This window comes from Streptomyces sp. NPDC044063, assembly GCF_056434285.1.
On sequence record NZ_JBWKFM010000007.1, the window covers coordinates 92,677 to 105,179 of the forward strand.

Consider the following 12,503-nt stretch of genomic DNA (forward strand, 5'->3'; position numbering starts at 1 on the left):
CGCCCGGCCGCCGTCCGCGGCCGGGCCCCACGAAGGGACCCCGATGACCGACACCCGCATCCGCACCGACCAGATTTACGTCGCGTGCCACCCCCACGCCGAGGGCCGTCGTATCCGCATCGTCCAGTACACGCCCGGCCACGCTCACGCTCTCGTCGTCGACGCGGCCACGGGGAAGCGGCGCCGCTGGCTCCTCGTCACCCAGCTCCACGCCACCGCCACCACCCAGTACGGCAAGCCCCGGCAGAACGGCTACGTCCTGGAGGCCGACCAGTGACCACCAGCCCCACCTCGTGGCCGTTCGGTCTGCACGACCCGGTCCGCGCCGTGCACTTCGCCCTTGAGCCGCACTGCCCCTACGGCATCCCCGAGCACTGCCCTCGCGAGGCCGAGGCACGCCTGGCCATCGATGCCTATCGCACTTGGCTCAGCGCCCACCCGGAGACCTCGCGATGACCGACACTGCACCGGCCGCCGTACTACGCGCCGCCGCCTTCCAGCTCCGCAACCCGTTCCATCCACCCGGGCTGACGGTTGCCATCGACCCCGAGGCCGGCCAGGCCCTCGCCGATCTCCTCGACGACCTCGCCGACGGCGACGACGAAGGGGTCGTCAACCCGTGGGCACTCGCGATCGCCCAGCAACTGCTCGGGGAGGAGGCCAGTCGCGCTCGTCACTGCGCCGACGACCTCGCCGAGGACCTCTGGAGCCACACCGCATGGCTCGTACAGCAGCGCTTCTCCACCGGCTGGGGCGCCGTCGACGGCAGCGACGATCGTGCTTCGGCGTTCGCTCGCCTTGCCAAGCTGCGGACACAGGACGCCGGTGCTCGATACCGGCTCGTGCGGCGCACCACCACGGACATTGTGGAGCCGGAGGCCGGGCATGCCTGAGCTACTCATCGCCGCCATCAGTCTCGCCGCCGGCTACACCCTCGGCCGTGTCCAGCCTTACACCCACAGCTACGCGTGGGCCTGGCGCCAGATCGGCTGCCCGAACCCATACCGACGGCCGGCTTGGTGGCTCGCACAGGGCGTGTTCGCGATCCAGATCGGTGTCGACTTCGTCCTCGACCCCCGGCACGTGATCAACGTCTGGCGTCACCGCAACGACCCGCCCCCACCGCCCATCACGCTCAAGGTGCGCGATCTCACCCAGCAGGAGGCCGTCGAAGACCGCGGGGCCGGCCGATGACAGCCTTCGAGCGCGTCTCCCTCGTGGCCGGCGCCTTCAACGCCCTGTCGATCGTCGCCCTGGCCGTAGCGGGCCAGTGCTGTCGCAGAACGGACGGCAGGCGGTGAACGGCATATCGAGCAACCCCCGGGGCGAGCACACGCGCGCCCCGGGGCGTACCTGGGAGTCCGTCGTCGTCCGCGTCGAGCAGGTCGTGGACGACGACACCCCGGACCCAGCACCCAATCGGGCCACCCGCCGCGCACTCCGTCGACTCACGCGTCGGGCGCAGCAGCCCCGAGAAGCACCCCAGACGCCTCTCTGACGGCCTAACCCGCCCTGGACGGCCGGGAGTCACTCCAACCTCCCAGGCGCCAGCGAGGCGCACAGCCAGCCACACCTCGAAGGAGGACGTCATGACCGAGCAGTCACCCGCATCACGACTCGTGCGCCACATAAGCGCCCTGCAGAGCCTCCCGCCCGCCGCCCTCGAGGACCAGAGCCGCCCTGGCTGCGAGCGTCACCCGGAGGACGCGGACGCCGCGGTCTTCTCCACGGGCAGCACCTGGCACGGATGGCGCTGCCTCGGCGGCCCCGACTGCGCCGGCGGCCACGACATCGGCTACCCCACCACCGAGGCCGCCCGCGCCGCCTACGAGCACCACGTCACCGCGCACCACCGCGCCGCCGAGCAGGCCCAGGACAGGGTCCGGACCAGTCCGGACACCCGCCTCGCCGATCCGGACACCCTCCGCCAGGAGTACTCCTCGGCCATCCGCGCCCACACCTGGTCACCCGCCCGCACCCGTGTTGAGGCCATCACGGACTCGGTCATGGACGTCCATGACCGCGCCCTGGACGCCCTGCGCACCACCCTCGCCCAACAGCAGCTGCGCCTGGCCGAGCTCGAAGCCGCCAACCACGTGCTCAGGCGCCAGCTCGAGGGCGGCGCCCGCACACCCCTTCCGCATCCCGAGACCCCGTAACCCGCCACGAAGCCACGCTCACCCACCGGAGGACGACCATGCCCACCCCGACCCGCCCGCGCCCCGGCGACCCCCTGACCGACCGCGAGATCGAGATCCTCGAGGCCGTCAGCCACGGCCACACCATCGCCTCGATCGCCGCGCGCCTGGTCCTGTCCGAAAACACGATCAAGAGCCACCTGCTCCGCATCAACCGCAAGCTCGGCGCCCGCGGCAAGACCCACGCTGTGTCGATCGGATTCCGCCGCGGACTCCTGGACACCTACACCGATCGGAACGCCGCATGACCAGCAAGGACACGAGTCCGGGCAGCATCCGGACATCGACGGACAGCCTCCGTCAGCAGTACATGGACGCCCTGGCCGCCGCCGCCCACCAATGCGATGGCGACTGCGGGCTCGATGAACGGGCCTGCTACGCCGCCCACCCCATCACCTGGTCCGGTACCGCCGGCGGACACACCCACATCGACGGCACCGTCACAGCCATCGTCGACACCCTCCTCGCCATACGCGATCACGAGATGGAGCAGCTGCGCCACGACAGCCAACGCTGGGCCGACGCCGCCGTGTCAGCCGAGCGCACCCGCAGGCGACACGCAACAGACGCCGACCAGTACGAGCAACGGCTCCGCCAGCAACTCACCGCCGCTGAGACCGAGCGCGACGCCGTATACCGCGAGCGAGCTCACCTCCTCGCGTGGCTCGCCCGTCTCCACCCATCGGTCATCACGCCAGCTGCCGACGTCGAGGAACCCGGATGGCAGCTCCTGTACCTTAACGCCGATGGCGTACAGATGTCCTGTCACGTCCACCCGCGCGATGCCAGCCTTTTCCACGACGTCGAGCACGTGACCGCCGACGATCCGCGCGCGCAGTGCATCCGCACACACGTGTACCTGCTGCCTCCCCTGAACCAGCGGTGAGTCGGCCCGGCCGGCGGCGCCCGTTATGACACAGGCACCGTCGGCCAGCCATGGGTCCCCGGTTACGCAGCCGTGACGCAGCGGCAGGCCTGCTTGTCTCCACGTGCGAGTTGCTCTCGGTTCAAGCGCACGATCGGGCCTCGATAGCGCTCTCGGAACCGGGGGCAGTGCACCACGGAGTGGTATAGATCACTGTCCTCGGTGGTGAAGTACTCGGCATACAGCGCAAGCATCGCTTCCACCAAGTCGGTCCCTGCAGATCGCGGTTCCGGCGTCAGGCACCTCATCTTGTCAAGCACGTCGAGGACCGCTGCCTTGAACTCTGCTTCAGCCCGCTCACGCCCGCCCTGGGCAGTGGCCAAATCATCAGCGACGCGCTCGCGAAGGTATTCGACCGAGTTCACTGGCAACTCCCTATCGTTCGTGCGGTGCTGGCAGTCCAGTCTCTACGGCGCACCACTACGGCCGCCACTCCTCGCGGTAGTCCGGATGATCGGCATACGGCAGGGCCAGCAGGCGCAGCGTCGCGCACGGCGCCGGCTCTGCCCAGCGGAATGTCTCCCAGTTGCCTTCCGCGTCCTCCTCGGAGGAATCCGGCTCGGCGCAGACAGTGCACCCGCCGAGCTCCTCTCCGTGCAATGCCAGGATTCGGCGCCTGGCGTCGACGTCAGCAAGCACGCGAGCCGGCTGGTGCCGGGTGATGTGCTCGGCGTTGGGTACGCCGTACCCGTCCGGCACGCGGCGGCAGTCGGCCACCGCTGATCCGTACGGTCGGCCGTCGGTCGCGTCGTTGGCGTGGACACCGGCCACGTGGTCGCGGCGGATCCACGGGCCGGCTGTGCTGCTCGCGCTATCTACTCGTCCTCGTCGAGGCGGGCGCGAATGAACGCCACCAAATCGGTGGTCATCGCGGCAGCCGTACGTACACCATCACGCTCGCGTGCTGCTGGCGACCAGCAATCCCGTAGTGCGTCTGCACCCGGTCGACGACGAGAGGAGTCTGGGAGTTGTGGAGGACGACATGCTGCCCCACCATCGGTACGGGGAGGGGGCCCTGGAACATCTCGAGGTCGACCTCCTCGCCATTGTGCTCGTACATGAACGACAGCGTCTGCCGCGTCTCGCTGTAACTCCGATTCTCGATGAACTCCTTGCTCTTGGCGATGATGTTCTCGATCTCCTGGGGCAGGTCAGCCTCAGTCGCGTCACTCACGTCATCTCTCCTTAAGAACCATGTGGGCGTCGTGGTTACTCGTCGGCCGGAGGCTTGGACCACGGGCCAGCCGGCGGACGCTCAGGCAGCTTCGCTCCGGGGCGACGCATGTACCAGCGGATGAACTCGCGGACAACGGCGGCCCGGGGGCTGCGACCGGTGGGGTGCATGGCCTTGGCGGCAGCCTCAAAGGGCCCCCACTCGGATTGCGGCACGCGCATCTGGCGCGGCTTGTCGTAGCTGGCGCCGGTCTCGTCAAGCATGCGTGAACGGTAGCGGCCTGTAGCTACGACTCGCAACATTCACCCGATCGTGTCGTAGCTACAAAAGACCCTTGTCGTGTAGCTACAACCCCCTACTGTTGTAGCTACAAAAGACGGAACGCCAGAGGGGGACTCGATGAAGCTCACCACCATCCGCCGCACGATCACCGCCGCCCGCACCGCCACCCGCGCACTCGCCTACCGCACCCTCTCCGGCCTCGTCGCCCACCTCGTCGACACCGGCCGCCTCATCCGCACTGGCGACCTCCTCGACCGCCTCGGCGCCGACCTCCCCGACGGACAGCGCTCCTGGTACGGCCGCCACGTCGCCAAGGCCTACCGCGCCCTCAACGCCGGCGCCAACGCCATCCGCGTCTGGGCGCAGCACCGCACCACCGGCCGCTGGATCCACGTCCACGTCTACACCCCCACCGACCGCGCCCTGATCGTCGCCCTCGGCACGTACAAGGCCACCCGCCACCTCACCGCGGTGGACCTCCAGCTCGCCGCCTGACAACCGCTCCGCCCGGCGGCCCCACCCGCCGGGCCCCTCAAATCACCCAGCACGGCATCGGGAGAACCAGTGATCAAGCTCCACGACCTCCAGGCCACCCTCGCGCCCACCGCGGCCGCCGTCCGCACCGCCCTCGGCCTGCCCGGTTACGGCGAACCACGCGCCGAGGAAGGCGAGACCACCACCCGCGTCCTCGTGTACTCCATCCGCGAACTCCAGGACGTCTACAACCGCGTCGGCGGCACCGTCACCGCCCAGGCCGTACTCAGCACCAACCTGCCGCTGTTCCACCGCATCACCGTCACCGCGACCCTGCCGGACGTCGGCGAGGTCACGGTGTTCACCGACCGGGCCCTCGGCGACGGCGGCTTGGACCTGCCCGTGATCCAGGCGATCTCCTCGCTCGCGGCCCTGCTGGCCTGAGCCTCTGCGCCTGGCGGCCATCTGCCGCCGGGCCCTACCCGCCCGGCAGCCAACCGGCCGCCGGGCGTCCCGGCCGCCCACCACCGGAAGGACCACCATGGAGCCGATCACCTGGCTCCGGCCCGAATACCAGGGCCGTGAAGACGAGCTCATCCACCTCTCCGCCGCGGCAGCGCTCGTCGGCGTCACCAGAAGCGCGGTCTCGAACTGGGCAAACCGCCACCCGGACTTTCCCCGCATTGTGCTCGTATCCGGCCTGGCCGGCAGGCGCACCAAGCACGTGGCGAGGGACGAATTCATCGAATTCGCCCGCAATCGGCTCAACACCCCCAGGCTGCGCCCCCAGCAGCGGGCCCCACAGCGTCCCGCGGCCACCATCGCGAACGAGCGCGTCAAACACCTGACCCGCCAGGTCGAGCGCCTGACCACATTGGAAGCCGAGCAAGCAGCAGCACTGAGGCGCACGCGCAGCGCCCTGCGGACCACCAAGGGGAAGCTGCAGGCAGCCTCGGCGCGCCTCGACGCGGAGCTCTCTGCCGCTCACCAGATCGCCGACGATCACGGCAAGGAACGAGGAGACGAGTGACCGACATCGACGACTTCAGCGACAACCACCGTCCGGACGATCAAGACCCCGAGTGGGACGACTACTACGACGAGGCGGCCGAGACCGCCAGGCCGTCGGAGCCCTGGCCCGTCGGCGGCTACTCCACCGAACCGCCCTTCTAGAGAGCGAGACACCATGTCCAAGCTGATCGGCAATGACGGCCAGGAAATCCCGATCGAGGGCACTGCCTGGGTGGACAACAACATCCCCGTGACCGTCCTGAGCATCACACCCCCGGACGAGGACTGGGACGGCGCTGTCTTCGTCCGCTATTCCTGGGGCGTCCAGGAGACGGTCAGTCCGCGCAGGCTCAGCGCGTACATCGACGAGGACTGACCTCGACGGATGCGGTCCGGACACAGATCCGGACCGCATCCGGAATCCTCCGCGCGGCATCCGTCGGCAGGGCTACGGTCGTCGAGGTGTCGCAGTGGAGGCTGAGCCTGTGCGTGTTGGGCCATGCGTAACGAAGGGGCACGGGCAGCCTCAAATGTCTCTGGTTCATGGCGAGTTAATCCGATCGGGTGAGCTTCGCCATTCCTCTTACTGCTTCCTAATTTAGGAAGTTACCTTGATGGTGTGAGGCCAGGGGAACAGCCCCAGGCCCCGCCGGAAGGACCCGGTCATGGACACCAGCACCGCCGCCGCCGAAGCCCGCGTCACCATCGCCACCATCCGCACCTGGTGCCGCCGCGGCGTCATCGCCGCCACCAAGGCCGCCGGCCGCTGGACCATCGACGCGACCTCCCTGGCCCGCCGCATCGCCATCGCCGCCATGCGCACCGCCCGCAAGGCCACCAAGGTCATCTTCAGCGTCGAGACGATGACCGCGATCGGCGGCAACCGCTGGCAGCGCAACGGCATGGACCGGGTCTACATCAACGACTGGGCCCGCTTCGCCGGCCTTGACCTCAGCTACTACGGGACCGGGAACATCTCCAGCGCCTCCTACCGGGGCGAGCACATCTCCAACTCGCAGGGCTCCAAGCTTCTCGGCTCGATCGACAAGGTCTGGTTCGACACGGCCACCGGCAAGCTGCACTGCCGCCTCGGCTACAGCGAGTCCCGCGTCGCCACCCCGCAGGAGGTCTGGGGCCACATCGTCGCCGGCATCCGCACCGCCATCGCCGCCCTCTGAGAAGGTGCGCCCTCGCACAGTGGAAGCCCCGGTTGCCGCACTGCTGTTCACCGTCCTGCACCGCCTGGCCCCTACACCGGAGAAATCTCATGCGAAGGCCTAGCATGCTCCAGCCCCGGAAGCCCACGGCACGCTGCCCCCACCGCTACTGCTGGCACGCCCACTGGTGCCTGGCCCTCGTGATCTTTGCCATGGCTGTCCGATTGACTGCAAGCAGCCTGACGTACATCGGGATCTCGTGGCTCACCGGTGTCCTGATTGCGAGCGTGCTCAGGGCGATCCTCGGCAAGTCCTACGACGACCTCTTCAGGACAGGCCTGGGGAGCGCGAGCCTGTCTGATCGACCGGTGGGCTATGTCCACCGCGGTTGGGCAAACCTCGCCTTCGCCCTTGACTGTCTAATGGTTGGCGGGCTAGGAGCAACCTGCGTGAGCGACTTCAGCCACGGCCACATCGGCTACTCCGAAACCCTCCCCGGACCGTCGCTCTGGGTTTCCACTGCTCTCACCATCGGATTCCTGCTGCTCTGGGTAGCCGCACACAAGTGGGCAGCCAAGCCCCCTGCCATCCAGCTGAACACGTCAACGGCCAGTACCCCGGCGAACTGACCAGCCTACGCCGGTCTATTCCGCCTATACACACCTCAAGGAGAAGTCATGACCCGCACTGCCACCGTCCGCATCATCTCCTGCACCAGCCCTACCGAGCTCTACCAGCACTACCACGGCCAGTCCGAGCCCCAGCCCGCCTACATCGAACTCGACCTCCGCGAGAGCACCCTGCTGGCCGACTACAACAGCGAGGTCGGCAACGCGGTCCCGGCCGCCGTGCACCACGGCTTTGAGCGCCGCTACCGCATCCCCCTCCTGACCGCCGAGGCCGCCAACCGCACCATGACGGAACTCCTGCCGCTCGCCGAGCGCATCCTCGCCGACTGGGAGATGGTGTGGGACGGCAACAACCACAAGGCCGCGCTCGGCCCCGACGCCCGTGAGGCAGAGGACGCCATCGAGGAGAAGCTCGGCCTCCACCTCGGCTACGGCGACATCGACGAGGACACCCAGGGCTTCGCCCTGGACGACCTGATCGACGTGTACGACATCGACAGCGCCACCAACGGCAACGAGGCCACCGACTACGACATCACGCCCGAGACCACCGACGAGCAGCTGAACGAAATCGAAGCGGAGATCCTCGCGGATCTGGCCGACACCAGCGAGAGCGGCATCGTGGTCTGCTCCGGCCTGGGCGCCTACCTCCGTGAGCTTCGCGACAACGCCGACCAGGACTGACTCCTGGCACAGACGGGCTCTCCCCCCACGAGCAGGGGAGAGCCCTTTTCCCGGCCCGCCCGGAATACGGGCCGGAAAGGCATGGAAGGAACCCAGACCATGAATCACGCTAGCGGAACGTCAGAACTCCCGGCTGGCGAAGCGATGAACCCAGCCGAGCTCAAGGTCGCCCGCGAATTCCTTGGCCTCACCGGTGACTGGCTCGCCAACCACCTCGGCGTCTCCCCCCGGACTGTCCGCCACTGGGAGCAGGGGAGGTACGCCGTCCCTGACGACAAGCGCCTGGAGATCGAGGACCTCGAGACGCGTACCGTCGAAATCATTGGCGGGATCATCGAGAAGCTGGCGGACATGTCAGATCCGGTGCTGATCACCTACCGGGACGACGACGAGTACCACACCGCCCATCCGGAAGACCCGTTCCCCGCCTCATGGCATCGCGCGGTCGTGGCCCGCGTCGCCCAGGACGTCCCTGCCGTGCGTATCGCCTACGCGCCGCCAGGGCCGGAGCGGGGTTCTGCCACGCAGCCTGTGGGCGCTGTCCTGCAGGCCTGAGCACAACGCGCCACCGCACGGCCTCCGTGGCCGTGCCGCGCCCGGAATACCCATCTTCATGCGCGTGGGGCGATCGTCGATCGCCGCCACGCCTCCTTCAGGGGGGACAAGAATCGTGAGGGGTAAGGAAGCCGCGAAGGCCTCTCAGCGCCGCGAATCCGCTGCGCAGAAGAAGGTCGAGAAGCTGCGAGCGGAGCTCGCAGACCTGAAGTCTCAGCATGCCCAGGAGACGGCCAGGTTGAAGAGCGAGGTTAGCCAGCTCAGGCTCGAAGCGGCCCGGACGGCCAGCGATCTGGCTGGGCAGGCTGTGGCCGACTTGGCAGAGGAGGCGGCCACCGCTCGCCAGGAACGCGACGCGGCGCTGAAGGAGATGAAGGAGCTGCGCCGGCGCACGGACGCATTCGTCTTCAATGCCTGCCGCTACATCTCCATGACCAAGGGGGTCCTGCCCTTGACTGCGGCCGCCTACGTGATCACGTGGATGACCGACGAGGACTTTGCCGGAGCTGCAGACGTGGAGAGGCTGCTGGCCCGCTTGGACGTGCCCGAGGATGGCTGGTTGGCTCAGATCCTCAAGAGCAACCGGGGCCCCCTGCGGTTGGCCGCCAACCGCCCGGGTGCGCCTAACCTGATCTCGGCGTTCTGCCTGGACCACGCGGAAGAGTTGGGCCACTCCAATATCCACCCCAGCTATCAGCCACAGTGGTACGACGCGGAGAAGCCCAAGGCCAAGACCCGCCATGTCACCAGGGGCGTGCGCCGATGAGGAGCATCGAGGCCACAGCGCCACACCCGGGGGAGAACCACGCGCCTGGTGTATCGATGGTGCGCCAGCTGCGTCCCTACCAGGCCGAGGCTGTGGAGGCGATCGGCTCCGGCCTGGCCGACGGGGGCCGCGGCCAGTTGCATGCAGCCTGCGGGTCCGGAAAGACCTTCATCTCCATTGCCGCGGCTTCCCGCTTGGTGCCCGGCGATGGGCTGCTGGTCGTGCTCGCCCCATCGCTGGCCCTGATCGCCCAGACGATCAAAGAGTGGCGGGCCGCCTCACGCGTTGACGCCGTCCTGGCCGTGTGCAGCGACGACACCGTCACCGACGCCCCCGCCCACCTGTCCGACATCCCCGCACACGTCACCACGGACGAGCAGGAGATCAACGCATGGCTGGGCACAGCCCGCGGCCGGCGGCTGGTGGTCGCCACCTACCTCTCCGCGCACCTGCTGGCCGAGGTGCTGCGCAGCACGGACATCACGGCGGACCTTGCCGTGCACGACGAAGCGCATCACCTTGCGGGCCGGTCCGACTTCACTACCCGACGCATCCTGGACGCCGGCTTCTTTCCGGCCCGGCGCCGGCTGTTCATGACGGCCACTCCACGGATCGACGACGTCCGCGCGGAGACCAGCAACGCATTGTCGATGGACGACCAGGACGTCTTCGGCCCCGTCCTGTACAACTACCCATGGGCACGGGCCATCAGTGAGGGCCACCTCGACGACTACCGCGTCGTCATCGCCGGCGTCACCGAGCCGGAGATCCTCAGCCTCCTGCAGGACGACCAGCACCACTACGTCGATGCCCCCGGTACTGCGGACCTGCGCACGATGGCCGCCCAAAGCGTCCTGGCCAAGGCCGCCCGCCGGTACGGGCTGCGCCGCGTCATCGCCTTCTGCCCCCGACTGGACGCCGCAGCTGAGTTCACCCGCACCCTGCCCTCCACCCTTCGCCGAATCCCTGCCGAGCAGCAGCCTGCCGGATCCGTGCACACCGAACGGATCACCGGTGACCACAACCACACCCAGCGCGAGGAGATCCTCCACACACTGCGCGAACCTCCGGGAGCCTGGACCGTGCTGGCCAACGTGCGGTGCCTGTCCGAGGGCGTGGACGTACCCAGCGTCGACGCCGTGCTCTTCACCCACCCCAAGCAATCCCAGGTCGACATCGTCCAAGCCGTCGGCCGGGCCCTGCGCCGCTCCGGCGACCACAAGACCGCCACAGTGATCGTCCCCATCATCGTCCCCGACTCCACCGAGGACATCGGCGATCTAGACCCGGGAGAGTTCCGCACCCTATGGCAAGTTGTGCGCGCCCTGCGCGTTCACGACGAATCCCTGGGCATCGAGCTCGACATCCAGCGCAGCCACGACTCCACAGACAACCCTCAACTGCCCGCACGGATCACCATCCAGCTGCCTCCCGGAACCAGCGACAGCATGCTGGACCAGCTCACCGCCCTCACCGTCCGCCAGACCACCTCCGCTTGGTGGGCCGGCTACGGCCACGCCCGCGACTATCACACCGAGCACGGCGACCTCCAGGTCCCCTCCAACCACACCACCAACGGCGGCTTCCATCTGGGGCGATGGATCCAAAATGCCCGCCAGCACCACCGCAAGGGGTGGCTACGCCCCGACCGGGTCGGCGCCCTCGAGAAGATCGACATGATCTGGAACACCACCGGCCTCCCCTGGCGCAGGTTCCTGGAAGAACTGAAGGCATTCCACGAGCAGTTCGGCCACGCACTCGTCCCCCAGACCTACACCTCACCCTCCGGCTACCCCCTGGGCAGCAAGATCAACTCCACCCGCACCCACCGCGAACGCACCCCCGACTATGTCCTGCAAGCCCTCGACGACCTCGGCATGGTCTGGAATACCCGCGACCTGCGCTGGCAACAGCTGTTCACCGCCTGCCAGCAGTACTCCGCCGACCACGGCCACCTCAACGTCCCCGCCGCCTACGTCACCCCCGCCGGCTACACCCTCGGCAAACGCATCAAGCGCCTGCGTAGGCTCGCAGCCGAAGGACGCCTTGACCCAGCCGAGCGCCTCTCGCTGGAGGAACTTGGCCTGGAGTTCGAGCCAGATAAGGCCTGGGTGAAATTCCTGGCCGCCTGCGACCGATACATTGCGGCCCACGGCACCCTGGCAACCGTGGAAAAGAAGTACGTCGACGACCACGGATATGCCCTCGGCTCCCGCATCTCCTACCACCGCAATCTCTACAACGGCACCAAGGCCAATTCCCACCCCCTCCCCGCCCAGCGCCGGGAGGAACTCGACAAACGCGGCATGGTCTGGCGCATCGCCCCCTTGCGCGACCTGCACCCCGACGAGCACCAGATCCTCGAGGGCCTTAGTGGAACCGAACTCGCCACCGCCATCATTCGTCTCGTTGATCAGGGAGTCACACGGAAGAGCATCGCCGCCGCCGTGGGCTATCACGCCTCCTACCTGACTTCCAAAATCGAACACTTCAAAGAAACCGGCACCTGGACCACCCGCGGAACCACACGAGCGAGTAAGGGAACGCCTCGCGGGAAAGACTGAGTGCACAACGAAGCACTGCGGCACGCCCTCCGGCTGGCGTACGGGAGGACGCTGCTTTCGATGCCGGCACGCCCACAACGAAGA

22 protein-coding genes are annotated in these 12,503 nt (G+C 68.0%); 18 read left to right on the forward strand and 4 right to left on the reverse strand.

The features are described from left to right. Positions 1 to 43 precede the first annotated feature (43 nt). From AC07BS_RS11600 to AC07BS_RS11630, 7 genes are all read left to right on the forward strand, one after another. Positions 44 to 277 carry a hypothetical protein gene (locus AC07BS_RS11600; protein WP_478931618.1) on the forward strand — a complete coding sequence of 78 codons (234 nt, stop codon included), beginning with the start codon at positions 44 to 46 and terminating at the stop codon, positions 275 to 277. Then, positions 274 to 456: a hypothetical protein gene (locus AC07BS_RS11605; protein ID WP_478931620.1), complete on the forward strand. Its 183-nt coding sequence runs from the start codon at positions 274 to 276 to the stop codon at positions 454 to 456. Before AC07BS_RS11600 ends, AC07BS_RS11605 begins: the two co-directional genes overlap by 4 nt. Beyond that, on the forward strand, positions 453 to 893 hold the full coding sequence (locus tag AC07BS_RS11610) for a hypothetical protein (protein WP_478931622.1): 441 nt from the start codon (positions 453 to 455) through the stop codon (positions 891 to 893). The genes AC07BS_RS11605 and AC07BS_RS11610 overlap by 4 nt, the downstream gene beginning before the upstream one ends. Further along, a complete protein-coding gene (locus AC07BS_RS11615) occupies positions 886 to 1,194 on the forward strand; it encodes a hypothetical protein (protein WP_478931624.1) in 309 nt (102 codons plus the stop codon). The genes AC07BS_RS11610 and AC07BS_RS11615 overlap by 8 nt, the downstream gene beginning before the upstream one ends. A 395-nt stretch (positions 1,195 to 1,589) precedes the next feature. Continuing rightward, positions 1,590 to 2,159, forward strand: a complete 570-nt coding sequence (locus tag AC07BS_RS11620) for a hypothetical protein (protein WP_478931626.1) — start codon at positions 1,590 to 1,592, stop codon at positions 2,157 to 2,159. Positions 2,160 to 2,197: 38 nt separating this feature from the next. Then, positions 2,198 to 2,446, forward strand: a complete 249-nt coding sequence (locus tag AC07BS_RS11625; RefSeq protein WP_478931628.1) for a response regulator transcription factor — start codon at positions 2,198 to 2,200, stop codon at positions 2,444 to 2,446. Then, complete coding sequence (locus AC07BS_RS11630) at positions 2,443 to 3,084, forward strand: hypothetical protein (protein WP_478931630.1); 642 nt, start codon at positions 2,443 to 2,445, stop codon at positions 3,082 to 3,084. Before AC07BS_RS11625 ends, AC07BS_RS11630 begins: the two co-directional genes overlap by 4 nt. A 62-nt stretch (positions 3,085 to 3,146) precedes the next feature. Here AC07BS_RS11630 and AC07BS_RS11635 read toward each other — a convergent pair whose 3' ends face one another. The 4 genes from AC07BS_RS11635 to AC07BS_RS11650 all read right to left on the reverse strand — a co-directional run bounded on the left by AC07BS_RS11635 (position 3,147) and on the right by AC07BS_RS11650 (position 4,560). Continuing rightward, a complete protein-coding gene (locus AC07BS_RS11635) occupies positions 3,147 to 3,488 on the reverse strand; it encodes a hypothetical protein (RefSeq protein ID WP_478931632.1) in 342 nt (113 codons plus the stop codon). A 55-nt stretch (positions 3,489 to 3,543) separates the two neighbouring features. Continuing rightward, positions 3,544 to 3,894, reverse strand: a complete 351-nt coding sequence (locus AC07BS_RS11640; RefSeq protein WP_478931634.1) for a DUF6221 family protein — start codon at positions 3,892 to 3,894, stop codon at positions 3,544 to 3,546. Positions 3,895 to 3,988: 94 nt separating this feature from the next. Then, positions 3,989 to 4,297, reverse strand: coding sequence for a hypothetical protein (locus AC07BS_RS11645; protein ID WP_478931636.1), 309 nt, complete (start codon positions 4,295 to 4,297; stop codon positions 3,989 to 3,991). Between the two features lie 35 nt (positions 4,298 to 4,332). Next, positions 4,333 to 4,560: a hypothetical protein gene (locus tag AC07BS_RS11650; RefSeq protein ID WP_478931638.1), complete on the reverse strand. Its 228-nt coding sequence runs from the start codon at positions 4,558 to 4,560 to the stop codon at positions 4,333 to 4,335. 136 nt (positions 4,561 to 4,696) lie between these two features. On the opposite strand from AC07BS_RS11650, the gene AC07BS_RS11655 reads away from it, so the two are divergent. The 11 genes from AC07BS_RS11655 to AC07BS_RS11705 all read left to right on the forward strand — a co-directional run bounded on the left by AC07BS_RS11655 (position 4,697) and on the right by AC07BS_RS11705 (position 12,419). Next, a complete protein-coding gene (locus tag AC07BS_RS11655; protein WP_478931640.1) occupies positions 4,697 to 5,074 on the forward strand; it encodes a hypothetical protein in 378 nt (125 codons plus the stop codon). Positions 5,075 to 5,143: 69 nt separating this feature from the next. Next, a complete protein-coding gene (locus AC07BS_RS11660; RefSeq protein ID WP_478931642.1) occupies positions 5,144 to 5,497 on the forward strand; it encodes a hypothetical protein in 354 nt (117 codons plus the stop codon). A gap of 97 nt (positions 5,498 to 5,594) precedes the next feature. Further along, complete coding sequence (locus tag AC07BS_RS11665) at positions 5,595 to 6,083, forward strand: hypothetical protein (RefSeq protein WP_478931644.1); 489 nt, start codon at positions 5,595 to 5,597, stop codon at positions 6,081 to 6,083. Continuing rightward, complete coding sequence (locus AC07BS_RS11670; RefSeq protein ID WP_478931646.1) at positions 6,080 to 6,226, forward strand: hypothetical protein; 147 nt, start codon at positions 6,080 to 6,082, stop codon at positions 6,224 to 6,226. The genes AC07BS_RS11665 and AC07BS_RS11670 overlap by 4 nt, the downstream gene beginning before the upstream one ends. A 13-nt stretch (positions 6,227 to 6,239) precedes the next feature. Then, the gene (locus AC07BS_RS11675) at positions 6,240 to 6,440 is read left to right on the forward strand and encodes a hypothetical protein (RefSeq protein WP_478931648.1); all 201 of its coding nucleotides are present in this window, start codon (positions 6,240 to 6,242) and stop codon (positions 6,438 to 6,440) included. A gap of 289 nt (positions 6,441 to 6,729) precedes the next feature. Then, entirely contained in the window at positions 6,730 to 7,242 is a 513-nt protein-coding gene (locus tag AC07BS_RS11680; protein ID WP_478931650.1) for a hypothetical protein, read from the forward strand. A gap of 179 nt (positions 7,243 to 7,421) precedes the next feature. Beyond that, complete coding sequence (locus AC07BS_RS11685) at positions 7,422 to 7,850, forward strand: hypothetical protein (RefSeq protein ID WP_478931652.1); 429 nt, start codon at positions 7,422 to 7,424, stop codon at positions 7,848 to 7,850. A 48-nt stretch (positions 7,851 to 7,898) separates the two neighbouring features. After that, positions 7,899 to 8,534 carry a hypothetical protein gene (locus tag AC07BS_RS11690; RefSeq protein ID WP_478931654.1) on the forward strand — a complete coding sequence of 212 codons (636 nt, stop codon included), beginning with the start codon at positions 7,899 to 7,901 and terminating at the stop codon, positions 8,532 to 8,534. A 99-nt stretch (positions 8,535 to 8,633) separates the two neighbouring features. Further along, positions 8,634 to 9,089, forward strand: coding sequence for an Aca2/YdiL-like domain-containing protein (locus AC07BS_RS11695; protein ID WP_478931656.1), 456 nt, complete (start codon positions 8,634 to 8,636; stop codon positions 9,087 to 9,089). A gap of 115 nt (positions 9,090 to 9,204) precedes the next feature. Further along, positions 9,205 to 9,855, forward strand: a complete 651-nt coding sequence (locus AC07BS_RS11700) for a hypothetical protein (protein ID WP_478931658.1) — start codon at positions 9,205 to 9,207, stop codon at positions 9,853 to 9,855. 56 nt (positions 9,856 to 9,911) lie between these two features. Next, positions 9,912 to 12,419 (forward strand): helicase associated domain-containing protein, encoded by a 2,508-nt coding sequence (locus tag AC07BS_RS11705; RefSeq protein WP_478931660.1) that lies wholly within the window; start codon positions 9,912 to 9,914, stop codon positions 12,417 to 12,419. The last annotated feature ends 84 nt before the right edge of the window (positions 12,420 to 12,503 follow it).

Bases quoted from the DNA above. Each gene is read 5' to 3' on its own strand.
- AC07BS_RS11630 (WP_478931630.1), top strand. From the start codon at position 2,443: ATGACCAGCAAGGACACGAGTCCGGGCAGCATCCGGACATCGACGGAC.
- AC07BS_RS11665 (WP_478931644.1), top strand. From the start codon at position 5,595: ATGGAGCCGATCACCTGGCTCCGGCCCGAATACCAGGGCCGTGAAGAC.
- AC07BS_RS11615 (WP_478931624.1), top strand. From the start codon at position 886: ATGCCTGAGCTACTCATCGCCGCCATCAGTCTCGCCGCCGGCTACACC.
- AC07BS_RS11695 (WP_478931656.1), top strand. From the start codon at position 8,634: ATGAATCACGCTAGCGGAACGTCAGAACTCCCGGCTGGCGAAGCGATG.
- AC07BS_RS11705 (WP_478931660.1), top strand. From the start codon at position 9,912: ATGGTGCGCCAGCTGCGTCCCTACCAGGCCGAGGCTGTGGAGGCGATC.
- AC07BS_RS11690 (WP_478931654.1), top strand. From the start codon at position 7,899: ATGACCCGCACTGCCACCGTCCGCATCATCTCCTGCACCAGCCCTACC.
- AC07BS_RS11620 (WP_478931626.1), top strand. From the start codon at position 1,590: ATGACCGAGCAGTCACCCGCATCACGACTCGTGCGCCACATAAGCGCC.
- AC07BS_RS11610 (WP_478931622.1), top strand. From the start codon at position 453: ATGACCGACACTGCACCGGCCGCCGTACTACGCGCCGCCGCCTTCCAG.
- AC07BS_RS11675 (WP_478931648.1), top strand. From the start codon at position 6,240: ATGTCCAAGCTGATCGGCAATGACGGCCAGGAAATCCCGATCGAGGGC.
- AC07BS_RS11680 (WP_478931650.1), top strand. From the start codon at position 6,730: ATGGACACCAGCACCGCCGCCGCCGAAGCCCGCGTCACCATCGCCACC.
- AC07BS_RS11625 (WP_478931628.1), top strand. From the start codon at position 2,198: ATGCCCACCCCGACCCGCCCGCGCCCCGGCGACCCCCTGACCGACCGC.
- AC07BS_RS11655 (WP_478931640.1), top strand. From the start codon at position 4,697: ATGAAGCTCACCACCATCCGCCGCACGATCACCGCCGCCCGCACCGCC.
- AC07BS_RS11650 (WP_478931638.1), bottom strand. From the start codon at position 4,560: ATGCTTGACGAGACCGGCGCCAGCTACGACAAGCCGCGCCAGATGCGC.
- AC07BS_RS11600 (WP_478931618.1), top strand. From the start codon at position 44: ATGACCGACACCCGCATCCGCACCGACCAGATTTACGTCGCGTGCCAC.